The organism is Clostridium sp. UBA7339 (genome assembly GCF_002470865.1).
GTDB classification, from domain to species: Bacteria; Bacillota; Clostridia; order Clostridiales; family Clostridiaceae; genus Clostridium_J; species Clostridium_J sulfidigenes.
In genome coordinates, this window is record NZ_DKPI01000014.1 from 664,237 (window position 1) to 688,659 (window position 24,423).

The window sequence follows — 24,423 nt, forward strand, 5'->3', positions numbered from 1 at the left end:
TATACTTATAATTAAATTATAAACATATTTTTACATCTTTAATTTTAATAAATAAATAGGTTAATATCAACTATAACTTATATATATATGAAAGTATATGATGATAATATTTTCAATTATCATATTAATTAAGTTTAACTTTATAAACTACTCATATAAATAAAAATAGTTATAATTAATTTGCTATTGCTTGTACAAGTTCGTCAAAATCAGCATAATATGCCTCTATATATTCTTCTATAATATCTATAAGATGTATTGGTGAGACCACATTATTTTTTAATAATCCCAGAAGTTCACTTCCCTTATATCTATTAGGAGTTATACATTCTACATGTTCTTTGTATTGCTTTACATGTTTGCCTTTATTTTTCACTTCACTTTCTATTTCTACACCATATACATCTATAACCCTTCTTTCACCATTCATATGGACCTCTAATTCTGATTGAATTAAATTATAAGTGTATTCTATAGTATTCTCTTCACATACCATGTTAGATTTCAACGTCTCAATTATCATAAAAGCACCCCCAAATAATGTAAAACCATTTATAGCAATAAAATTACAACATTTTATTGCCTAAAGAAATTGTATCACTATATAAAAAAATAATGTGTAAATTCTTGTAGGCAACAATAATATATTCCCCCTCAAAATTTACACCTTATTTCACAAAATTACTTATTCTTTACAGTTATACAAAACTATTTGTTATTGTTAATATATCAGTGGATAAAATGTTAATATTATGTGAGTTTTCTTGTCTTTTATTGTAGATTAATTTTTCTTGTCACTTTTTTATGTTTTTATTGATGTTATCCACATATTTTTCCACTTTTTGTTCATAAGACTTGTTTATAATATGTGTAGAAAACTTTGCTTCATTATACATATTAGTAACTTCATCAACTTCCATACAGTTATCCACTTTTATCTTAACAATATTACCAAGTTGTCTTGGAGTCATATATGTCTTAAAAATCTCTTTTTTATTTGCAACTTCTACAAACTCACTATACTTATATAAAACTTCTTCCCTAGGGGTACCCTTCTTTCTAAATATTTTTTTGATTTTATCTATAACTTTTTTATAACCAGGATCCTTTTGCTCAATCTCTTCAATTATTTCAGTATAACCATCATCTCTATTTAAATTAGTACCTTTTATTATTTTTCTTATGATACTACTTACAATTAATATTAATATTATTGTAACTATAACCTTCATTATAAATATAAATGTGGGACTTGCTGTTACCATTTCTGGCGTTAATCCTTTTATATTTGGGGGATTTTTACTACCTGAATCTATTCTTCCAAATATATCTTCTAAAGCTCCTCGTCTTTCAGTAAATAATTTTTGTAAAGCATTAAAAACCCAAGTCATTGGAATCCCAATAATTTTTACTATTACATCTATTATAAATTCAGTTATAAATTCAATTCCTCTATACAAAATTGAAACTACCTTCACAAATATATTATAAAAAAACTCCTGTGTAGTTAATAATGCCAATGAAATTAGAGATATATTTATAATTTTATTCACTTTTGAACTTTTTATATTATAACAATATCCCATAGTCTCTCTCATAGTTATAACCATCAAAATCAGATATATAACTATACCTCTAAATATGATTTCTGCATAAATAGGCCTGAACATACTACAGATAATTGATGCTATGAAAATATAAGAAATTCCATTTATAAAAATATTTTTATATCTATCATAATTTATATTTTCATTAGTTTCTCTAAGTAAAACAGCACTGATTAATGCTACAAATATTATATCTACAATGGCAATTACTATTTCTTGACTAAATATTTCGTAAACAATAATTGGGATTAAAGAAACCCCAATACAAATCTCTACCTTCTTACCTTTTCTTAGTAAATATTTGCTAGTTAATATAGATATCATCATTAAAATGAAAATAGAAAATTTCATATCCTTAGAAAATATAAGAGCTGTTACTATCATCCAAACAACAGATGTTAGCATACTAAATGTTATATCATAATAAAGCCTAACTTGTTCAGACCAACTCATTACTTCATCTCCCCCTTATATGAAATTTTATCAATTCCTTTGATATTTTTAATTTTGTTTTCTCTAGAAACATCTATAATCTTTATTTTATAGCCATTTGCCACTAGAATATTTAAAATCCTAATATCTTTTTCATTTAAATAAGTAGTAATTAATACATAGGTACAACTTTTATCAAAATAAGGCATTCTACTCTTTAAGTATTCATTAAGTTCATATTTTACAGCAAGATATATTCTAGTACAAAACTCCAATATACTATTAAAACTTCCTACCTTCGGCTCAATCTCATTTACAGAATTTTCATTACAGTAAATCAAATGTGCATTACTCCAAATACCTGTTGGGATACTTTCTTTAGATGCTTTTGCAGCTAATGCAACTGCAATATCTATAGATGTTTCTATAATATCTTCATCTATATAATTACAACAAGGATCTCCACATTGTGTATTAAGGATTATAACCATCTGTTGTTCTGAAGTATAATCATAGTCCTTAACCATAAGCTTATCTGCCTTTAATGAAGTTTTCCAATGAATATCCTTCATTCTATCTTCAACGTTATACTCTCTTACTCCTTTTATATATAAAGGATCCTTATGTATCCATCTCCTTACTGTATTATCTCCTAAAAAATTTGTCACATCAAATCTAAAGCTTCCTATTGATTTTACCTTAGGATAAATTAAAACTTCAATATAATCATTCTGCTCTCTACTTTTAATATTTAGTCCCAACATATCCCCTATAAAAATATTCATGCACTTTATTATGTAAGCTCCTCTTTTTTTTCCTACTAAAGTATAAGTTCTACTTTTTCTTTGAAATTTACCCATTACATACTTGCATATGTGCCAATTATCATTTCCATATTTGTAAGTAGAGACTTCGCCAACAAATCTTAATTCAACAGGTATTCTTTCTTCCACCACCAAGAATAGAACGGGCATTCTTTTATTGTTTTCTACTTTCATAGTTATTGTAAATTCTTCGCCCACAGTTACCCTATCTGGTTTTATTTTCCTATACACCTTTAAGTTTTCATACCCTTTTTCAGTAATAAAACTCATTATATTTACCAGTATAATTACAATTGCTGCAAAAACAAATATTTGAAGTATCATAATACACCTCTATTGCCTATCTATTGGAGTTTCTATAGTTGCGAGAATCTTTTGTATAACTCTTTCACTCTTCTCACTGCCACTATTTATTTCGCTTTTCAAGATAATTCTATGACTCATTATAGGTATTGCAAGCTCTTTAACATCTTCAAGAATCACATAATCTCTTTCTCTAATAGCAGCTAATGCTTGACAACCTTTCATAAGATTTAATGTAGCTCTAGGACTACATCCCAACTCTATTTCACTGTTAGTTCTAGTAGCATTGACTAAATCTACTATGTATCTTCTTATTTCATCACTAACATAAACTTTATTATAATTCTCTTGAACATAGTTTATTTCTTCTATAGTTATAGCAGACTCTAGGGAGTCTAATGGATCTTTTCCTATAAACCTATCCATCATTTTTATTTCTTCATCATAGCTTGGATACCCCATAGATAATCTCATAAAAAATCTATCTAATTGAGCTTCCGGTAACGGGAATGTACCAAATTGTTCTACTGGATTTTGAGTGGCTATAACAAAGAATGGCCTCTTTAACTTTATCGTATTTCCTTCTACTGTTATCTGTCTCTCTTCCATACACTCAAGTAAAGCAGATTGTGTTCTTGGCGTAGCTCTATTTATTTCGTCAGCTAAAACAATTTGACTTAGAAGCGGTCCTTCTCTGAATTCAAATTCTTTTGATTGTTGATTATAAAAATATATTCCTGTTAAGTCCGAAGGTAATAAGTCTGGTGTAAATTGAATTCTTTTAAAGCTACAATTCATAGTTTTTGACAATGTTTTGCACAGTTTAGTTTTCCCAAGTCCTGGAACATCTTCTAATAATACATGACCAGAAGTTATAAATGACACTATTATTTTATCAATTATATGCTCTTTACCAATTATAACTTTAGATATGTTTTCCATTGCTTTCTCTCTAAATACTTTAAATTTTTCAAGCTCCATAATAAACCCCTCTACCCTTATATTTTGTTTAACTATAATCTATATTTTATACCTGAAATTTACCATTTTTAAATAAGATTAAAGTTTTGCCTTATGAATTTATTATACTCTTAATATGCCTATTATCCAAATATTTTTAATATACTAACCTGTGACTTTTTAATAAATAAATATTTTTTTACTTATTATTAATTAATTTAAAAAAGCCTACTCTATTGTGATATTACAATAGAATAGGCTTTACTGATTAAAAATATTGTTTAGATTGTTATACACATATATGCGATTTACTAAAATAACAATTTAAGTCATGTAGATTTAACCAATTTCTTCTTTAGGTTTCTTAGTATTCATGAACTGAAATTCATCTGCTATAACTTCTGATATGTACTTTTTCTGTCCATCTTCACCTTCATAATGCCTACTTTGAAGTCTACCAGTTACACTAATAACACTTCCTTTAATTAGATATTCATTAACAATTTCTGCTTTCTTTCCTCTTAGTACTACTGGAATGAAATCTACATGTTTTTCTCCCGATGCAGTTTTATAAGGTCTATCTACAGCCAAAACCAATCTAGTAAAAACCTTACTACTATCTTCAAAAACTTTAATTTCAGGGTCTCGTGTCAATCTACCAACTAAAACTATTCTATTCATCATATACCTCCAAAAAAACATATCATTTTTTGTAATTTTACCCATGAATATATTTTTTAAACATATTATTAAAAATATCTTAACCATTCTTTTAATGTATGAAAAATAAAATGCTATTGGAACAACTATTCCAATAGCATTTTAAATATTCTTATCTATATATATCTGAAAACTCAATTTTTATTCTTTCTAAATTATATTTATCAGCATGATATAGATTTGTTGAACAAAATTGATTTTTAGAAAGAATGTTTGGAAGTTCTACAATAAATTCACTTCCTCCATTAACAATACTTTTTACATATGTCTTTCCACCATGATTTTCAACTATAGATTTTACTAGGGATAATCCTATTCCACTCCCCTCGTGAGATCTGGTAAATAGATCCTCACCTTGCACAAATCTATCAAATATCTTTTCCTGAAGTTCTTCTGGAATACCAATTCCATTATCCTTCACTGAAATTTGAACCTTGTCCCCTAAATCATGAATAGACACCATAATAGTTCCGTCATCCTTAGAAAATTTAACTGCATTTGATAATAGGTTTAATATTATTCTTTCTATATTTTCTCTATCAATTCCTATAATTTTTTCTTCAATATCAGTATCGAATATTAAAGTCATACCTTTACTTTCCACATACTCTACTGCAGCCATAGTTATATCCTCTACTATAGCTACTATATCATAATTACCAAAATTCATTTTTAAGTTACCTACATCAATTCTAGTAACATCTATTAAGTTATTTATTAGTCTTAATAACCTATAGCTATTTACTTTCATTAAATCTAGATATCTATCCAATTGTTCATCATTTTTATCTTTATAATTGTATTGCAATACTTGTACAGTACTTAATATTATATTCAATGGTGTTTTTAGTTCATGGGACATATTAGATATAAATTCAGTTTTTAACTTATCATATTTTATAGCTTGTTCCAATTTAACTTTATTTAATTGAGCTTTTTTGCGTTCTGTAACTTCTTGAATTAAAAATACTACAGATCTTCCATAACTAAAATTTATTCCGAAACTTGCAATCTCAGCATCTATTAGTGCTCCATATTCCCTTCTCACTTTAACTTCCTTAAATTCTGTAGATTTTCCTCTAAATTGAGCATCAAAATACATTTCTTTAACTACATCTTTATATTCTTCATCTACTATATCTATATAGGATAAATTTTTTAATTCATCTATCCCGTTAAGTCCTAAAATATTAACTAAAGCCTCATTACCTATTTCAAGCTTACCATCAGAATATATAACCATACCAAAGGGTAAAAGTTTAAGAAGCTCAACATAATTATCCCTATTGCTTATTACTGCTTCCTCTACTTTTATTCTTCTTGTTATATCCCTAATTAAAAATATAGAATATATATCATTATCATTCACAAAACACATGGGTGTAACTTCACAATAAACAATGCTCCCATCTTCTCTAATAAACTTTCTTTCTACTATGTTCAAACTAGAATTATATTTAGAATACTGTTTTTTCAAAAATTCATCATTATATTGTATAGAATCTAACTTAATTATTTCAAAAATACTTTTACCTAAAAAGGTATCACTTTTTGGGTCTCCAATTATATCCATAGCAACTTTATTTATATAACTAATTCTATTTTCCTTTTCTATTACAATTCCAGTGGTACTATTAGCAAAAATAGCTTTATAAAAATTTATATTTAAGTCTATTTCTTTTGTTGAGATGAAGGCTTCATCCTCGTCTTTATCTACTACAATATATTTAAATTCTTCATGCTCCTCTAATTTGCTATTGTCTTTATTGATAACTTCTGATTTAAAATGGAGATTATTACTTACTATATTTTTCAACAACATTAAGGTGCCTTCACTATTACCAACTTTTATACTTCTAAAAACTAATTCTATTTCTATTTCTTTATATATTCTTGTATCTATACTTGCACGAATTCTCTCACTTCTATCATTTTTTATAAAATCCTTTACATCAAAGACACCACTCTTCAACGTAGAGAACTTTATCATTGTGTTTATATCCAACTCTTCAATTGAATCAATACTTTGAACTCCTAAAAATTCTAACGCTCCTTCATTGCAGTATTTAATTTCATTATTACTATCTATAACTATAATAGGTTCCGAAATGTTGTTGTAAAACTCCAAATCTTCCTTATTCTTAAACTCCATTATTTATCCTCCAATTTTAACGTTACTCAATGTACCACTTAATCATTTTACACTAAAATTAATACTTTTTTTACTACATTTTTCTACTATTATTCTACATTTTTTTCTTGACAGGTTAATGAGAATAAGTCTCCGTACCTCTTCTGAGTAAAAATAATAAAATTTGATATATAAAATAAAAACTGATATATATCATTGGGATTATATACCAGTTTTTATGCTCTATTATTAAATTATATATGCTTTAAATTAAATTTTTCTTCCAAAATTTTTTTAAAGTTATCTTGTAAGTCTTGTCTTTTTAAAGCAAATTCCACTGTAGCTTCTAAAAATCCTAATTTATCACCTACATCGTATCTTCTACCTTCAAAAATATAAGCATGCATACTTTCCTTTTCCATTAGAGTTTTTAAACCATCAGTTAATTGTATTTCATTTCCTTTTCCTGGTTTAGTATCTTCTAGTATGTCAAATATTTCAGGAGTTATAATATATCTACCTAAAATAGCAACATTAGATGGCGCTTCTTCAACCTTTGGCTTTTCCACTAAATCCTTAACTACATACTCTCTATCATTAATTTTATCGCCTTTTACAATTCCATATTTACTTACATTTTCTTTGGCTACTTCTTGAACTCCTAAAATTGAAGTACCATGTTTATCATAAGCATCCATTAATTGCTTTAAACAAGGAACTTCACTATCTACTATGTCATCTCCTAGCATAACTGCAAAGGGTTCGTCTCCAACAAAAGCTTTAGCACAACTTATGGCATGGCCTAACCCCTTTGGATTCTTTTGCCTAATATAATGGATATTAGCCATATTAGTTGACTTATGGACTAACTCTAAAAGTTCCTTCTTCCCATCTCTCTCAAGATTCATTTCTAGTTCTACAGCTCTATCAAAATGATCTTCTATAGCTTTTTTATTTCTACCTGTTATTATAAGTATTTCTTCTATACCTGAAGCCACAGCCTCTTCTACTATATACTCTATAGTAGGTCTATCTACAATAGGAATCATCTCTTTAGGCACCGCTTTTGTAGCTGGCAAGAATCTAGTTCCTAAACCTGCTGCTGGAATTATAGCCTTTCTAACCTTCATCTCATACCCTCCATTACTATTGACCTTATATAATATTCTACATCATTGTCATTCTTCTTCATTATCTTAACACAATATTACAAATAATTAAACTAAACATTCTCATAAGTGTTAATATTAAACATGAATTTATTATATTTTGAAGCTATTTTCTTTATCATACATTAATAGTGCATTCAGTTCTCCCCCTAATAAAATTGTAGTAGATGTTATTTGTAACCAAACCATCAAAACAATAACCACTCCTATGCTTCCGTAAATATCAGTATATTTCCCATAGTTGTTTACATAAAACGCAAACCCCATTGATAAAATTATCCAAGCAATACTTGTGAATATAGCCCCTGGCAAGGCCTCTCTACATTTTATTCGTCTTGAAGGTATAAGCTTATATATGGCTGTAAATATAACTATCATACCTGCAAAACCAATTGGGTACCTTAAATATCGTATAAAATAAAATAACTTAATATCAAGGTCTAACCATTGAACTAATTCTAAACTTATCATCTCTCCAAATACTAAAAAACCTAGTACAAATATTATCATAAAAGATATCACTATCATAAATAAAACGGAGAGTATTATTAACTTTATCTTATTTTTATCTTCCTCTTCATTATATGCTCTGTTTAACCCGTATCTTATGGCTCTAAAAGCTCTAGATGCTGTATAAAGGGAGAACATTAATGAAAAAGATAATAAATTTCCATTTCTAGTTTGTAACAATTGAAGGGCTAAAGTAGATACTAAATTATATAATTCCTCGGGCATTATATTTTGTAAACTTCCAATCACTTCTATGGGATCTACGTTTATAAATCCAACTAGAGTTAGTAATAAAATCAAAAATGGGAAAAATGAAAACAGCATATCAAAAGCTAACTGTGAAGCTAATGAAGATATATGATGGTTCTTATATCTCAATGCCATTTTCACTGTGTTTTCAGTTATTTTCATAGGCAATACCCCTACCTTTTACATTATTCTATTGTCTATATATTATAATATTGACCTATTATCTAGGAAGTATATAGACAGTATTAAGAATTTATAAACTCAATTAAAAATTGACCTATTATTGGAGCTAAGTTTCCTTTAATTATACCACTTTCTTTAACATAATTAAACAAATCACCCTTCATATAATTTAGTATTAACTTTCTTATAAAATAATAAATTTCTTAGGATTATTATGAATAATAACTTTAAAATATATTATAATTAGTAATATAAGGGGTGATATTGTGAAAATTGGACTGGTACAGAATAATATTTTATGGGAAAATAAGCAATTTAACTTATCAGCAAGCAAAGAATTTTTTAAAAAAGCTAAAGAGCTAAAAATAGACTTACTTTTATTTCCTGAACTATCCTTTACTGGGTTTACAATGAACATAGAAAAATTAAAAGAATTTGATTTTTCTACGTTTTCCTACATTTCTAGTTTATGCAAAGGTTATTGCATTAATGCAGGAATTGGTTATATTCAGGGTATTACTAATGATATAAAAGGTAAAAATAATTATACAATAATATCTTCTAATGGAAATATTCTATGTAACTACTCTAAAATACATCCTTTCTCCTATGGTGAAGAAAGTAAATACTACATTGGTGGTGAGGAAATATGCTTTGCACAAATTGATGAAATAACCCTTTCACCTTTTATATGCTATGACTTAAGATTCCCTGAAATCTTTCAAATAGCTTCAAAAAAATGTGACTTAATTACTGTAGCTGCTAATTGGCCTGAAAGTAGAAAAGAACACTGGATAACCTTGCTTAGAAGTAGAGCTATTGAAAATCAATGCTATATTGCTGGAGTTAATAGGATTGGTATTGGTAATAATATAAACTATAGTGGAAATTCTTTAATTATAGACCCTTTAGGTAAAATTATAGGTAGCACAGAGGAAGGTGTGGAGGATATTCTCATAGCAGACATAGATAGATCTTTAGTCAGTAGAGTCAGAAATTCTTTTAAAGTAAAGGAGGACAGACGAGAATTACTTTATAATAAATTACAAACTGATAACAGATAAAATATAATATTGTTGATATTTTTATTAGAATATTATATAATAAATATTATTAAATAACTATAATTATTAAAAGAGGTGTTAACATGGTAGATAAAGTTTTAGAAGTACTGAAAAATTCATCTGAGCCATTAAAAGCTGGAGAAATTGCTGAAAAGGCTGGTATTGACAAAAAAGAGGTAGATAAAGCTATAAAATCACTTAAAGCAGAGGATAAAATAGAATCTCCAAAAAGATGCTATTACGCTGCAAAATAGTTACTACCTTATAATTTAAAACAAATTAATCCTAAACTAAATTGAGCCTTCACTCATATTCTTAAAGTGAAGGCTCTAATATTTATTATTTTTTTGTATATTCTCTAAAAGTTATGTCTATAGGTCTATTTAAATAACCTTATATTATAATGTAGTATAATTATAAATAACTTCTATTCCTTCTTCTATATCTTTATAATTAACCATTTCCATATTTGTATCCTTATATCTTACAGGATAAACTAAGGTTCCAGTCTTAACTCCTACTCCCTCTTTATGGATTGTTTTACCATCACCTTGAGTTTCACCAAAGATATAATGTGGTTTTTTATCCATTTTTTCATAAACTTTTTCCAATTGTTCTTTCACTTCATGATGCATTAACAAAGTTTTATCCATGAACTTTATTCCTGTACCCTTTCCTAAAGAAAACTTTCCACTTCCCCCTAATGTATCTCCAGCATTTTCTCCATCTACAACTAAAGCATACATAGGATTTATTTCATAAGCAGCTGCTCTTGCTCCTCTTCCTCCTAAAGTGTTTTGAGTCGAAAATACAAAATATATTTCCTTATCTAACTTCTCTAATGATTCTTTATTCTCTATAAGTTTCTCTATAGATTTTAGTGACATATAACAGCCTACTCTATTATCTAAAGCTGGTGCAATTATATTCTTTTCTTCCTCTATAACATTAGATGTAATAATACATACATCTCCTTCTCTTACTAGTTCTAAAGCCTCTTCTATACTTTCTACTCCTAAATCTATATACATGTCATCTATTTTAGGACTATCTTTAGTTCCGCAAATTCTTCCTGAATTTCCGTTTTCAAATTCTACCATATTATTCACAAAGGCAGCTTCATCAAATTCTCCTACTTTTCCAATTCTCAAGAAACCATTATCTTCAATATACATAACTATAAATCCCATGGTATCTATATGAGAAGAAATCATAATTCTCTTTTCTTCCTCTCCATTACTTCTACCTATTTTAGCTATAACATTTCCCATGTTATCTACCTTATTTTCAACTTCTAGTGAATTTAATTGCTCAACAATTACACTTCTAACTTCTTCCTCATGTCCACTAACTCCAAATGCTCCTACTAAATCTTCAAATAATTTATTCATCACAAATACCTCCAAAATCTATAGTGTTTTTAAGTATTCTACTAATAATTTAACTGTGTTCTTTATGTCTTCCTTTGATGCTACTGAAACTGAAGAATGGATATATCTACATGGAACTGAAATAGTAGCAATCTTTGCCCCAGATCCTGTGCCATGGAAAGTAGCTGCATCATTTCCTCCAGCTATAGCTTTTCTTCTTTGATATGGAATATTTAAATTATTCCCTACTTCCATAATATCATCAGCCACATCAACATCGAATATACTAGTTAAATCCATTATTGATATAGCTGGTCCTCTTCCAACTTCAGTAGCTCTTAAGTGCTTAGGAACACTTGGCATATCTGCACATATTGTACCCTCTAAAGCAATTCCTAAATCTCCCTTTAAATTTAAAGACGAAATGAAAGCGCCTCTTTCTCCAACTTCTTCTTGAACTGCAAACACTCCATATAGGTCTACATCATAATTTTCCTTTAATGCCTCCATAAGTACAAAACATCCTACTCTATCATCAAAGGCCTTTCCCTTTACAAGCCCTTCTCCAAATTCATCATACTCTGTATCAAAAACTACATACTCCCCTAGATCTATAAGCTCCTCACTTTGTTTTCTAGACCTAGCTCCTATATCAATACAGCAATCACTATAATTTAGACCCTTTTCTCTCTCCTCTGCTCCTTGAAGGTGAATTGGTTTTGCTCCAATAACTCCTGGTATTTTATTAGGCCCTATAAGTACAGTCTTAGAAGGTATTATCTTAGCATTTATCCCTCCTAAAGCACTAAATCTTAAGCTTCCATCCTCATTGTAGCCAGTTATTATAAAACCTACCTCATCCATATGAGCATCAACTATTACTTTTTTTCCTTTACCCTTTTTATGAACAATAATATTTCCTATTCTATCTGTAAAAATCTCATCTACATAAGGGGTAACCTGTTCTTTAATAAAGCCCCTTACTTCTCCCTCAAATCCTGAAGGACCACTTAAAGAAGTCAATTTATCTAAAATACCGTTCTTTTGAAGAATCTCATCTAAAAACATACTAATTCCTCCAATTCTTCACCCTTTATACTCTCTATTAACTTTGCCATCATATATCCTGTGTTTTTTATATCATCCATATTTACAGTTTCCACTGAAGTATGCATGTATTTTATAGGAATTGATATAAGAAGTGTAGCAACCCCTTCACCAGCTACTTGAATATCCCAAGCATCTGTTCCTGTATTTCCGGCTTCCACTTCTAATTGAAATGGAATATTATATTCTTTGCAAACCTTCATAAGATGCTTTCTAACCTTAGGATGAATATTAGGACCTATACAGATTACTCCACCCTTACCTAGTTCAGTATCACCATGTTCAAGACCATACATTCCACAATCGAAGGTAACATCTACAGCAATACCTATATCTGGATTAATTCTATTAGTAGCAGTTTTAGCACCTCTATGACCTACTTCCTCTTGAGCAGAACATACAAAATAAACATCCATATCATGTTCTATATTTTTAAGTTCCTTAGCACATCTATATAAGGCTACAACTCCACCTCTATCATCAACAGTTTTAACACTTACATTATTATTTAAAAGTTCTTTATAGTTTCCTTTAACAGTAACATAATCTCCTGGTTTAACTATATTCTCTAAAGACTCCTTAGAATATCCTGTATCAATCAATAAAGAATCTATAGTTACTGCTTTTTTTCGATCTTCATCCTTCATTAAGTGAGGTGGCTTAATTCCTATAATACCGTGAATAGCTTCTTTTCCATGGATTATAACCTCTTTAGAAACTAAAGTCTTAGGATCAATACCATTACCTTTAAATGCTAAAAATCCATTTTCTTTTACCTCTGTTATAATCATAAATACTTCATCCAGGTGAGCCATAAGCATGATTTTACCTTTGCCCTTACCCTTCTTATGAATAATTATATTATTTAAATTATCCCTAGTAACTTGTCCAAATTCCGAAAATACCTCTGTCACATAATCTCCAAGCCAGTGTTCTCTTCCACTAGGGCCATGAGACATACAAAGTGTTTTTAGTAACTCTTTATCCTCCATAATCATAAGACTCCCCTTCTAATTACAAAATACATTTAATGATAATAAAAGTATACCTTAGCTGTTAAGTATTTACAACAATACTACTAAGGCATCTGAAAATAAATAACAAGTCAAAGATGGGAAGTATATTTTGAGTTAGACAAGGAAACAGGTTCCATAGATAGTAGCACTATCTACGGGTTCTGTTGACGCAGTATAACACAAAATAAACGAGCATTCTGACTTATTTATTTTTTGAATATGCCTTAAGTAAAAATACTTCTTAACTTATATTTATAGTAAATCTTGAACCTAATAATATACTTTGCTATTCTATTATTAAATCATATTACAATTATTATAGGGATTATATTTTATAAAAGGAGAATATATTTATGACTAATTATACTAAAGATATTACTAAGGCCTTTGATGAAAAATTAGATGAAACTTCAATAGAATTAAGAAGAAAGGTTCAAGGCTTCTTATATGATAACTGTGAGTCTATTTTTAAGAGAAGCACACTACCTACACCGGCAGAAAATTATAATGAAAATGATTTAACTAAACTAGTAGATATAGTAGACAAGTATAGTGAAATATATAAAGATTCAATAGGAATAATTAATGGTACAAAAGTAGATTTAAATCAACGTGAATGTATAGCATGTACAAGATGTACTAAATATTGTCCTAGTGGCGCCCTTGAAAAAATAAATAAAGAATTAGTCCTACATGAGGACAAGTGTTTAAGATGTGGAAATTGCATTGGCAACTGTTCATTCTTAGCCCTATCTTCAGCAGGAACAGGATTAACTATTTATATTAATAGTACAGAATTAGCCTGTCCTCCACACATATTACCTAAATTTTATGGCATAGAGGAAATTCCTAAGGTAATGGATAAACTTTTATCCTTCTATAATGCTCATAAAATCCAAGGGGAGGCCTTTGCAACTACTGTTTATAGAATAGGTTTTAATAACCTTTTAAATTATATTGAAGACTAAAAAGAAAGCCCAGAAAGGAACTACCCTTTCTAGGCTTTTGGTATTATTATCTAATAAGTAAGTAAATAAACCCTAAAATTACAGCAACAATAATTCCAGTAGCTATCATATTTGCTTTAAAAGAGTGATTATAATAATATTTTTCTGTATCAGCACTTCTTCCCTTAAACTCTGAATCCTTAGCATTAGCTCTTTTAAACAAATCCACTGACATAATACCAACTCCATTCAATTTAAAATATTACTTATATTCTGTTAATTGTACCACCTAGTGTAGTTAAAAAATTTATTAATACCTAAAAGTATCTAAAAAGTACTTATAAGTTTATATAGTATTAATTGCCGTATAATAATTCTTCTCTTCTGATTTTGCATATTCTAAATTTTTTCCTATACTTTGAAATAAATGATCAAAATAAGTTGTAAAATCTCCTTGAAGAGTTTTTAATAGTTTTTCTTTTATTAAAGCTACATTGTTATAAAGTTCTTCCTTTTTTCTTTCCAATGCCTTAAAGTCACAGTAATATTCACCTTTGAATATACTATCTTCTTTAAAATCCAACTGAAAATACTCCTTTAAAATATCTTTTTCATCTAAAATTAATATATTAGATATATCTATACAGTACTTCTTTAGCTCATTATAATTACCATACATCTTATTCCATTTATTATATAAATCCATAATTAAGCCTTGATTATATACTTTTATATTTCCTCTATAGCTATCTATAGATTTAAAAACATTAATACCACTGATAGATTTCATATTATCCATGAGTATATCTATAATAGAGTTATAATAATTATCCTTTATGGACTTCAATGAAGATTTAATAATTTCACAAGTTATATAATTAAACTTATCTTGAAAACTTCTACACATGGCATAAAACTCTTCTTCACTATTTATATAATAAATTAGTCTAGTAAATTCATTATAAAATATACTGTTTATACTGAGTTCTATTTCATCTGTTATTTCATCAAAGCTAAATTTACTTATATTTATCATCATATTTAAAAAGTCATGCTCTAAGGAAAACACCTTATATCCTATGGTACATTCTCTATTTTTCATAGAATTATCGTAAGTAGTTGTATATCCTATTGATTCTATTTTAGTTAAATTTGATTCACAAATTTCTTTGGCTAAGTATTTATTTAATTCTTTTTTATAAATTTTTATTCTTTTAGTAAATTCATCTCCAAAGGCTTCATTAATTAAGTTAAGTAGTACTTCTATAAATTCTTTCCTTACCACTTCTGATATCTTTTCTTTTAAAGCATCTAAGGAATTTAAAATCTCATCTTCTTTAATAATTATTTTATCTGAAATATCACCCTTATTTAAGGTATCTATTCCCCTTAAATCAACCATTAATTCTTTGAATGTATTCCAAATAAACCTATGATAAGATTTTATTTCTTCTTCTAAAGCACCCATTACAATGTTTTTAAGATGAACAACTCCTATTTCTATGTATGATAATGTCCCTTCCATATCCTCATAAACATATCTATTTAGTTCATTATATATTTCTTTTTCACCATGCTTCATGTGAAATGTATACACCTCTAGCTCAAATTTCTTTTTAAATAGATTTAACCTAGAATTTATATTTTTTTCTATACTATCTAAAATATCATGGATGAATTTCTTATCTATTTTTACTTCCTTACTTAAAGCATTGCAGCTTACCTTATGATCTTCACTAGTATGTACTTTATGAAAAACCTCTTCAATTCTTTCCTTTTCTTCTACTATAACAAAGGTATTAAAATCTCCAATGAACTTCTTTGTTGTAGACTCTGTAATAGAACTATCATATTTAAAATAGCTTGAAAATTCTTTCTGTAAATATTCAAATATCTCTACAATATCTAGATACAAGTTTATTTTATTATACAATGAAGTTACTAGTGTTTTATTTACCTCTTCCATAAGTGCTCAACTCCAATACTTTAATTGAATAACTTATTCTACAAAATACATAAAATTCCTTGTTTCAAAAATAATTCACTACAGAAATCTATTAATATTCTCCTCTAATAATAAAAGGTATGCCTCATTTTATGGCATACCTTTTCTATTATTCTACTTCAACTTCTTTATCTAGTGAAAATAAGTATAAGTATTTCCTTACTTTTTCTTTCTTAAAGGCATCTTTTATAGCTTTACTATAATAATCTAATTGCACTTTATATCTTTCTTTAATTTCTTCTATATTATCTGCTTTTACATAATCAGTTTTATAGTCTAAAATAATCCCTTCTTCTCCCTCTTCAAAGTAACAGTCTATAACTCCTCTTAAAAGCATCTTTTCCTCTAAGTAAGTTTCTTTACTAACATTAGGATAAATAGTAGAAGCACTGATTTCCACTCTAAAAGGCAGCTCTCTTTTTAAAGAATTTTCTTTAAAAGCTTCTATTACTTTTTTTCCTATGTTACTCTGTAAAAACTTAAGAATTTTATCTACCTTAACTGATTTTGCTGCTTCAAAGGTTATTAACTCCTTCTCTACCATGGTATTAATTTGCCTTGTAAGGTCATCTTTAGAAAGGTCACCACTTAGGTCTAATCTTTGCATTATATTGTGATAAGCAGTTCCCACCTCTGATGGAGTTAATCCTTTTTTTTCTTGAAGAAATAGTGGTGTTTGCATTAGAGGCCTAAACTTTCTCGGTCCTTCTACTTCATCTCCATAGGTTATAGTTTTATAATTATCTTCATCTAAACCATCACCTTCTATATATAGATTATTTTCTCTATTGGTTTCTTGTAGATTATTGTGAAGCTCTTTTAACTCTGTAACAGTTATTACTGTAGGCAGCTTTGTTGCTTCCTCATATTTATAAGTAAATTCTAATCTTTTTTTAATTACTTTATAATAATCTTTACTTATATTTTCATCAGCATTATCTAAAAGTTTATTTATTTTTTCCTTTACTGGCACTTCTTCTAAGGCTGCATCTTCTATTTCTTCAAAAATTTCTCTAGAATATATACCTACCTTAAATCTACTATGATCTTCTTTAAAATCTTCCTTTAAAATATTTTCATTATAATGCCTTAGGGGTTCTCCAGCTTTATGATTTATAAGAGAAGCTCCTATCCAATCCATATAATTTTTTTGATTTTTTACATAGGTTGATTTTATACTTCCATTTTCATCTATACCTGCCCCAGACCATTTTTCAATTTTCTTATCTAGAGCCTTACCACTTCCAACTAAGATTAATTTTTCCTTTGCTCTAGTTAGGGCAACATATAAAAGTCTCATCTCTTCTGACTTGTTTTCCCCTTGAATTTTTTTGCTTATAAACTCCCTTTGAGATGTGTTATAACTAACTCTATTATCTAAATCAATATAAGTAGGTCCAAAACCTAATTCATGGTGGAATAGTATCTTGCCTTTTAAATCACCTTCATTAAATCTTTTACCAAGACCACAGAGAAATACTATAGGAAACTCTAAGCCCTTACTTTTATGAATACTCATGATTCTTACTACATCTTCATTTTCTCCTATGATTTTAGCACTTCCCATATCTTCACTACTAGTTTTTATATTATTGATAAAATTTATAAAATTATATAAACCTCTATAGCTAGTTCTTTCAAAATCCTTAGCTCTCTTAAATAAAATTTTTAAGTTAGCCTGTCTTTGCTCTCCTCCAGGCAATGCTCCCACATAACCGTAGTAGCCTGTATCCGTTATGATTTCCCATATGAGCTGATTTATAGGGGTATATTTACTTTCTAATCTCCAGTTATTTATTTTATCTAGGAAGGTTTTTATTTTTATTTTTAGACCAGTATTATTATAGATTTCTTCCCAAGTATCACTAAGGTTTTCATCTTCATAATCCTTTTTCTCATAATCTAAAAGGCCTACCATGGCATGATAAAAACTCACATTTTTATTAGAAATTCTTATATCCGCTAACTCTTCTGTAGTGAATCCACCAATAGGTGACCTTAATACAGCAATTAGAGGAATATCTTGTATTGGATTATCTATAATTTCTAAAGCACTTATAACTGTCTTTACTTCAAGAGTATCAAAATACCCCCCTCCCCCTTCTGAGAAAAGAGGAATTCCTACTCTTTTGAATTCTTCTATAAATATAGGAGAAAGCTTATTACTTGACCTTAAAAGAATAACCATATCCTTATAGGTAGCTCTTCTATAATCATCTAAGTTTTTATCATATACCTTTAATGAATTTTCCCCATGATGCTCCATTAACTCTCTTATTCGTTTTGCCACAAATCTAGCCTCTAGCTGCATGGAATCTAGTTCTTCTTTATCCAGTTCTTCCTCACTACTAGTAATATCACTTTGTTCTTGAAGTTCTTCTTCTATTTCATTATTTTCATTATTTTCATTAGCTTCAACATCTTCATAATCAAGGTTTATAAGGTTGAATTCCACCTCCCCACCAATATTACCTTCACCTAAAAACTCTTTATAACTGGCCCCAACCTTGAGCTCTTCACTTTCATCATAGGCTAGTTCCCCTACATCCTCACTCATAACAGCATTAAAGATATAGTTTATCCCGTCTATAACCTCTCTTCTACTTCTAAAATTTTTATGGAGAGTAATAAGAGCATTATAATCATCTCCATTTTTAGTGTAGGTTTCCTTCTTATTTTTAAATAGCTCGGGCTTTGCCATTCTAAACCTATATATACTTTGCTTTAAGTCTCCAACCATGAATACGTTTCTTGTATCCTTTTCTGTTCTACAAATAAGATTGATTATTTCTTCCTGAACACTATTTGAATCTTGATATTCATCTACTAGTATTTCTTCAAATTTATCTTTAAGCTCTAAAGCAATGCTTGATGGTTTATTTTTATCTTCCTTATCTCTTAAAATTTCAAGGGCAAAATGTTCCTGGTCATTGAAATCTATGATACCTCTTTCTCTCTTTTTCTTATCAAAGATATCTTTAAATTCTATTACTAGGTTTGTTAGCTCCTTCATTAGTGGATAAAGTTTTTTAGTAATTTTTATATTTTCCTCAGAAGTAGCATTTAATATCTTACTCTTTACCCCCACATATATTTCCTTAGCAGCATCTCTTAAATCCTTGGCCTTTTTTTGTATTACTTTCTCTTCCTCCGTTAACTTTGTTAAAGTTGGAATTCTTCCAAAACCAGTTTCTTCAATGTATTGTCTATCTTCCTTTAGTTCACCTTCAATTATTGTTAAAGTTCTCTCTAATATTTCTCCATCATTTTCAAAAGTAGCTTTATATTTGTCAATAATAGGATTATTTAGTACAAAATCTAACCCTTCATTATTTATCTCTAAAGCATTTATTATATCTTCTCTTAATTCTTTTAGTAAGACATCCTTAAAAGGTAATTTTTCAAAGGAAAAATCTTCACCCACATTGAAAATTTCGGATTTTGCTTTTAGCCAAGCTACAGGAGCACCCATACTCATAGAAAAGTTATATAATCTTAGTACCATTTCTGCCAAGGCTCTATCACTTTTATTATCACAATAACTCTCTACTAGCTCTATAAATTCCTCTTTTCCTTCAATATATTTCCCTTCCATAAGTTCTTCTAAGGCTTCTACCTTTAAAAGATTTATCTCCGTGGTATCCCCAACTCTAAAGTTTGGTTCTATATCTAATTGATGAAAGTTATTTTTAATTAGGTTTAAACAAAAGGAGTGAAGAGTTGATATGCTTGCCTTATTAAGAAGTATTAATTGAGTTTGGAGGTTTCTATTATTAGGCTCCTCTTTAATTCTTTTGTTAATAGCTTCTCCTATACGTTCTCTCATCTCTGCCGCTGCTGCATTAGTGAAGGTTACTATAAGTAATTTATCAATATCCACAGGATTATCTCTATCTGTGATAATTTTTATAATTCTTTCAACTAAAACTGCAGTTTTTCCAGAACCTGCTGCTGCAGATACTAATGTGTTTCTATATCTAATATCAATGGCCTTTTGTTGGTCTTCTGTCCACTTTACGCTACTCATTACCTTCACCTCCTTTTCCCTCTACTTCAAGCTGCTGAAGAAGTTCTTTTTTATTTTTTCTAGGCATTACTTTAAAATTATTAATCCCCATTGTTTCATCAAACTGACATATAGAAGAAAACTCACAAAATTCACAGTAATAGCTTTTTCCATTTTTACATGGAGTTACTTCTATAATTCCCTCTAACATATCTTCACAGACTTTTCTAACCTTTTCCTTCATGTGGCTTCTAAGCACATTAAAACCTTCATAGGTTATCACTGAGCTATTATTCTTTGAAAATTCGGCTTCATCACTACCCTTTTTGGGTTTATTTAAAGCTACAGGAATTATGGAAGAGGTTCCTCCTTTTTCTATGGTTTTATCCATTTCCTTAATTACCTTTAAATCTCTTATGACGATTCCCTTCATTTTTAACGCCTTTAATACTTCTTCTTCTAAATTCTCCATGGTAAGTTTTTTAGACCCATCCATTATTGGATCATCTACAGAAAGATATACCATAGCTCCTGGCATGGTTCTTCCTTTTCCTTCTGATACCACTGGTTTTTTAGACACTTTCTCTTGTTCAAGAGTTAAAATTGCATCTAAATAAGTTAGTAACTGAATTTTTAATCCATTATATACATCATTTATATCTAAGTCTATTTTTCCTGTTTTATAATCCACAACTCTATAATAATTAACCCCATCTATTGAGGTTTTATCCACTCTATCAATCTTTCCTTGTAATTTTACTACTTCTCCTGTGGATAAAATTATTGGTATTGGTGGATAATAATCATCTTTTTCAAATCCAAAGGAAATTTCATAGCCTATAGGCTGAAAAGTTCCCCTTTCCATCTGCTCATTAATAATTAACACCATTCTGTATAAAATTCTTTTTACCCTTGTAGCTACATATTCATATCTCTTAGAACTTTTTAATATTCTATGTTCCTCAGAATTTATAAGCTCTGATATAACATCACTTATAACTCTTTCACAAAATTCTTTATCTAAAGTTCCCCACACCGCTTTTTCTTTCTCTACTCTTTTAGAAAACTTTTCAAGGCCTTCATGAATTAGATTTCCAAAATCCAGGGGTGCAAAGGTATAAATCTTTCTTTCCTTAGCTTTAAGACCATACTTTGCAAAATAGCCAAAGGAGCAATTTGCATAGGCTTCTATTTTAGATACACTGAGACTTTTCCCATATAATTGCCTTATTTTATCTTTACTTATGGCTTCTATATGATTTTTATAGGTAAAGCCACTTATTACCTTGAGAAGTTTTTCTCTATATTCTGACTCCTTATAATAATATCTATATATCTCCTTCCAAAGGTCTGTTATCTCATCTTTCTCTATATATTCATGGAGCTTTTTTATTAAATTATTAAAGGTAGGAGTTTTTCCTACTATGCCTTTTTCATCTTCTCCAACTTCATCCTTTAATATATCTGTATTCTCCAAAACATTAGGAAATAAGGCTTTTAACCTTGAAATCACCATGGAATATCTCTTAGCCTTTCCTTCTAAATCAGCAATTGGATAGGTAATATATAGTAGATTACTTGCAATACTTAGCAAATTGTATATTAAATATTGTTCTCCAAAGGCTAGTTCAAAGCTATTATCTGCCACACTTATATTATTATTTTTAAACACTATTCTATCATTATCATTAAATAGACCTTCATCTCCTGTAATCCTTGGAAGTACCCCATCATTTACACCAACAACTATAGCTACCTTTACCTCTTGAGCCTTTATTCTCTCAGCACTTCCTACCACTACTTGATCCATAGATGTAGGAATTAACCCCATTTTATTATGGGATATGCCCATAGATAGGATATTATTAAACTCTTCAATGGTCACCACTTCTTCTCCAAGAATATCTACAAACTGATCTAAAAGCTCAATAAGCATATTCCAGATACTACTATACTCATCCACTAATAAAAGATTATTATCTCTTTTAAATTTCTCTATATATTCATTTACATTTTCATAAACTCTATTATCAACTAAGAATTTATAAATACTTGAGCAAATATCTTTAACCTTATGTTTACCTTTTAATTTCTCCTCTAATTTAATGAGAGGCTCTATTCCTTTATTTTTTATTTCTATTATATTCTCATACTTAGAACTCTCTCTCCAATACTCATCATTATCATCTATCCACTTTTTCCTAGTTTTAATACCAAACTCTAAAACATAATTCTCTAGTAAATCTACTTCTGATGGTGATAAATTTGCAAAACCACTTTTAAAATAATTAACTATGGAATTATCTCTAAAGCCTTTAGAAAATATGTTTAAAAGTGAAGTTATATATATAACCAATGGATTTGAAGCTATATCTTCCTTATCATCAATAAAAAATGGAATCTCATATTCTTCAAATATTACTCTAACTATGTCCTTATAATTTTCCAAATCTCTACTTATAACTATAATGTCCTTATATCTAAAGTCCTTCTCTCTAACTAGTTTCAATATTTCCTTGGCTACATATTCTACTTCTCCATAGGGATTCTGAGCTTTAAATATACTTATATTTTTTGTAGGAGTTTTTAATGCTTTTCCCCTATTATTAAAGTAGTTTTCCTCTAAGAAGGACAATTCCTCACTTTCTTTAAATCTATGTCCAATGTGTAAATGAAGATTATTTTTAGGATAGTATCCATAATCTTGTGCAAGTTTTGTAAGCTTTTCTTCTGTAGTATAAATTGGATAAAAAGGATTAGTATCCTCATTTTTATCTTTGACCTCATCCCCACCATAGGGTATTGTTATATTGACATTGGCACAAACTCTTAAAAGTTTTCCTATGATGTCATATTGCTGAGGAGTGAAGCCACTAAATTCATCTATCCACACTTCTGCTCCCTTTAAAAACCTACTTTCTTCAATCTTTCCTTTTAAAATGGTTAAATTATCTTCAGGATCAAAATATCCTTCACTAAGTTTATCTTGAAACTTTGAATAAATTGCTTCAATATCACTTAACTTATCCACTAGTAGTGAACTTTCATCCACATTTTCCTTTAAATCTTTAAGAGTCTGTGGAGTAATTTTATGTCTTTTAAATTCCGTAAGTACTCCTATGATTTTATCTATAAACCCCTTTTGTTTTGTAGCTTGTTTAAATATGCTAAGTTTATCTTTTGACTCATCTATAGCTCTTCCTACAATTATTGCTTTTCCTGTATCATTCATGTACTTATGAGTTACTCCACCTACTTCATTAAAAATAGTAAAAGCTAATCTTTTAAAACTTAAAAGATGTACATTATTTATTCCAGTGGCACCAATCCTCTCAATGAGAGCCTTCTCTGCTCTAAAGGATAACTGCTCTGGAACTATTAATATTAATGGAGTTTTATTATCAAAGGATTTTTCATAGATTTCTTCAATACAGGTATAACTCTTACCTGTACCTGCTCTGCCGTAAATAAATCTAATTCCCAAAATCTCACTTCCTAACTTTTAAATATCCTTATATATTTCACAATTTCTTATAGTGTCTTTCTTACTTTATTATTACCTAATTATAGCATAAGCCAATGATTCTTTTTTAATATCCTTAGCTTATTTATAAGTATCTAAACATCTCTATACTTACCCATTATTATAATTAAATCAAAAATAATAAATCTATAAATTCTTTCTCTTTTAATACAGCTTTTCTTCCACTTTTAAAATATCAAAATCCCTGAAACCCTTGTGGCGAGAACAACTAGTTAACTAGTTATATATTTATATAGTTTCCTAGGTAACTAGTTTTATATTTATCTATATAAATAG

General features: G+C 28.7%; 18 protein-coding genes. 3 read left to right on the forward strand and 15 right to left on the reverse strand.

All coding sequences use genetic code 11. The features are described from left to right. Positions 1-175 precede the first annotated feature (175 nt). From B2S02_RS17365 to B2S02_RS17400, 8 genes are all read right to left on the reverse strand, one after another. Positions 176-523 carry a DUF6514 family protein gene (locus B2S02_RS17365; RefSeq protein ID WP_346847687.1) on the reverse strand — a complete coding sequence of 116 codons (348 nt, stop codon included), beginning with the start codon at positions 521-523 and terminating at the stop codon, positions 176-178. Positions 524-794: 271 nt separating this feature from the next. Continuing rightward, on the reverse strand, positions 795-2,060 hold the full coding sequence (locus B2S02_RS17370) for a hypothetical protein (RefSeq protein ID WP_346847688.1): 1,266 nt from the start codon (positions 2,058-2,060) through the stop codon (positions 795-797). Then, positions 2,060-3,187, reverse strand: coding sequence for a DUF58 domain-containing protein (locus B2S02_RS17375; RefSeq protein ID WP_346921083.1), 1,128 nt, complete (start codon positions 3,185-3,187; stop codon positions 2,060-2,062). Before B2S02_RS17375 ends, B2S02_RS17370 begins: the two co-directional genes overlap by 1 nt. A gap of 9 nt (positions 3,188-3,196) precedes the next feature. Then, the gene (locus tag B2S02_RS17380; protein ID WP_346847690.1) at positions 3,197-4,147 is read right to left on the reverse strand and encodes a MoxR family ATPase; all 951 of its coding nucleotides are present in this window, start codon (positions 4,145-4,147) and stop codon (positions 3,197-3,199) included. Positions 4,148-4,465: 318 nt separating this feature from the next. Further along, positions 4,466-4,807 (reverse strand): single-stranded DNA-binding protein, encoded by a 342-nt coding sequence (locus B2S02_RS17385; RefSeq protein WP_035132193.1) that lies wholly within the window; start codon positions 4,805-4,807, stop codon positions 4,466-4,468. A gap of 151 nt (positions 4,808-4,958) precedes the next feature. Further along, positions 4,959-6,998, reverse strand: coding sequence for a PAS domain-containing sensor histidine kinase (locus tag B2S02_RS17390; RefSeq protein ID WP_346847691.1), 2,040 nt, complete (start codon positions 6,996-6,998; stop codon positions 4,959-4,961). Between the two features lie 233 nt (positions 6,999-7,231). Then, positions 7,232-8,107, reverse strand: a complete 876-nt coding sequence (gene galU / locus B2S02_RS17395) for a UTP--glucose-1-phosphate uridylyltransferase GalU (RefSeq protein ID WP_346847692.1) — start codon at positions 8,105-8,107, stop codon at positions 7,232-7,234. A 132-nt stretch (positions 8,108-8,239) separates the two neighbouring features. Then, positions 8,240-9,067, reverse strand: a complete 828-nt coding sequence (locus tag B2S02_RS17400; protein WP_346847693.1) for a YihY/virulence factor BrkB family protein — start codon at positions 9,065-9,067, stop codon at positions 8,240-8,242. Between the two features lie 287 nt (positions 9,068-9,354). On the opposite strand from B2S02_RS17400, the gene B2S02_RS17405 reads away from it, so the two are divergent. Together B2S02_RS17405 and B2S02_RS17410 are read left to right on the forward strand one after the other, a co-directional pair. Continuing rightward, entirely contained in the window at positions 9,355-10,152 is a 798-nt protein-coding gene (locus B2S02_RS17405; protein ID WP_346847694.1) for a nitrilase-related carbon-nitrogen hydrolase, read from the forward strand. A gap of 83 nt (positions 10,153-10,235) precedes the next feature. Continuing rightward, positions 10,236-10,406, forward strand: coding sequence for an HTH domain-containing protein (locus B2S02_RS17410; RefSeq protein WP_084178217.1), 171 nt, complete (start codon positions 10,236-10,238; stop codon positions 10,404-10,406). Between the two features lie 144 nt (positions 10,407-10,550). Here the strand turns inward: B2S02_RS17410 and B2S02_RS17415 are convergent, their stop codons facing one another. Genes B2S02_RS17415 through B2S02_RS17425 form a run of 3 tightly spaced genes read right to left on the reverse strand, consistent with a single transcriptional unit; the run spans position 10,551 to position 13,621 of the window. Further along, positions 10,551-11,543 carry a hypothetical protein gene (locus B2S02_RS17415; protein WP_346847695.1) on the reverse strand — a complete coding sequence of 331 codons (993 nt, stop codon included), beginning with the start codon at positions 11,541-11,543 and terminating at the stop codon, positions 10,551-10,553. Positions 11,544-11,561: 18 nt separating this feature from the next. Next, on the reverse strand, positions 11,562-12,590 hold the full coding sequence (locus B2S02_RS17420) for a M42 family peptidase (RefSeq protein ID WP_346847696.1): 1,029 nt from the start codon (positions 12,588-12,590) through the stop codon (positions 11,562-11,564). Next, positions 12,581-13,621, reverse strand: coding sequence for a M20/M25/M40 family metallo-hydrolase (locus B2S02_RS17425; protein ID WP_346876649.1), 1,041 nt, complete (start codon positions 13,619-13,621; stop codon positions 12,581-12,583). Before B2S02_RS17425 ends, B2S02_RS17420 begins: the two co-directional genes overlap by 10 nt. 377 nt (positions 13,622-13,998) lie before the next feature. On the opposite strand from B2S02_RS17425, the gene B2S02_RS17430 reads away from it, so the two are divergent. Continuing rightward, positions 13,999-14,613: a 4Fe-4S dicluster domain-containing protein gene (locus B2S02_RS17430; protein WP_346876650.1), complete on the forward strand. Its 615-nt coding sequence runs from the start codon at positions 13,999-14,001 to the stop codon at positions 14,611-14,613. A 46-nt stretch (positions 14,614-14,659) separates the two neighbouring features. Here the strand turns inward: B2S02_RS17430 and B2S02_RS17435 are convergent, their stop codons facing one another. From B2S02_RS17435 to addB, 4 genes are all read right to left on the reverse strand, one after another. Then, on the reverse strand, positions 14,660-14,827 hold the full coding sequence (locus tag B2S02_RS17435; RefSeq protein WP_156964387.1) for a hypothetical protein: 168 nt from the start codon (positions 14,825-14,827) through the stop codon (positions 14,660-14,662). A gap of 111 nt (positions 14,828-14,938) precedes the next feature. Further along, positions 14,939-16,558 (reverse strand): hypothetical protein, encoded by a 1,620-nt coding sequence (locus B2S02_RS17440; protein ID WP_346876651.1) that lies wholly within the window; start codon positions 16,556-16,558, stop codon positions 14,939-14,941. Between the two features lie 148 nt (positions 16,559-16,706). Next, positions 16,707-20,624 (reverse strand): helicase-exonuclease AddAB subunit AddA, encoded by a 3,918-nt coding sequence (addA, locus tag B2S02_RS17445; RefSeq protein ID WP_346921084.1) that lies wholly within the window; start codon positions 20,622-20,624, stop codon positions 16,707-16,709. Then, positions 20,617-24,087, reverse strand: a complete 3,471-nt coding sequence (addB, locus tag B2S02_RS17450) for a helicase-exonuclease AddAB subunit AddB (RefSeq protein ID WP_346921085.1) — start codon at positions 24,085-24,087, stop codon at positions 20,617-20,619. Before addB ends, addA begins: the two co-directional genes overlap by 8 nt. Between the last annotated feature and the right edge of the window lie 336 nt (positions 24,088-24,423).

Bases quoted from the DNA above. Each gene is read 5' to 3' on its own strand.
- B2S02_RS17365 (WP_346847687.1), bottom strand. From the start codon at position 523: ATGATAATTGAGACGTTGAAATCTAACATGGTATGTGAAGAGAATACT.
- B2S02_RS17370 (WP_346847688.1), bottom strand. From the start codon at position 2,060: ATGAGTTGGTCTGAACAAGTTAGGCTTTATTATGATATAACATTTAGT.
- B2S02_RS17375 (WP_346921083.1), bottom strand. From the start codon at position 3,187: ATGATACTTCAAATATTTGTTTTTGCAGCAATTGTAATTATACTGGTA.
- B2S02_RS17380 (WP_346847690.1), bottom strand. From the start codon at position 4,147: ATGGAGCTTGAAAAATTTAAAGTATTTAGAGAGAAAGCAATGGAAAAC.
- B2S02_RS17385 (WP_035132193.1), bottom strand. From the start codon at position 4,807: ATGAATAGAATAGTTTTAGTTGGTAGATTGACACGAGACCCTGAAATT.
- B2S02_RS17390 (WP_346847691.1), bottom strand. From the start codon at position 6,998: ATGGAGTTTAAGAATAAGGAAGATTTGGAGTTTTACAACAACATTTCG.
- galU (WP_346847692.1), bottom strand. From the start codon at position 8,107: ATGAAGGTTAGAAAGGCTATAATTCCAGCAGCAGGTTTAGGAACTAGA.
- B2S02_RS17400 (WP_346847693.1), bottom strand. From the start codon at position 9,067: ATGAAAATAACTGAAAACACAGTGAAAATGGCATTGAGATATAAGAAC.
- B2S02_RS17410 (WP_084178217.1), top strand. From the start codon at position 10,236: ATGGTAGATAAAGTTTTAGAAGTACTGAAAAATTCATCTGAGCCATTA.
- B2S02_RS17415 (WP_346847695.1), bottom strand. From the start codon at position 11,543: ATGAATAAATTATTTGAAGATTTAGTAGGAGCATTTGGAGTTAGTGGA.
- B2S02_RS17420 (WP_346847696.1), bottom strand. From the start codon at position 12,590: ATGTTTTTAGATGAGATTCTTCAAAAGAACGGTATTTTAGATAAATTG.
- B2S02_RS17425 (WP_346876649.1), bottom strand. From the start codon at position 13,621: ATGGAGGATAAAGAGTTACTAAAAACACTTTGTATGTCTCATGGCCCT.
- B2S02_RS17430 (WP_346876650.1), top strand. From the start codon at position 13,999: ATGACTAATTATACTAAAGATATTACTAAGGCCTTTGATGAAAAATTA.
- B2S02_RS17435 (WP_156964387.1), bottom strand. From the start codon at position 14,827: ATGTCAGTGGATTTGTTTAAAAGAGCTAATGCTAAGGATTCAGAGTTT.
- B2S02_RS17440 (WP_346876651.1), bottom strand. From the start codon at position 16,558: ATGGAAGAGGTAAATAAAACACTAGTAACTTCATTGTATAATAAAATA.
- addA (WP_346921084.1), bottom strand. From the start codon at position 20,624: ATGAGTAGCGTAAAGTGGACAGAAGACCAACAAAAGGCCATTGATATT.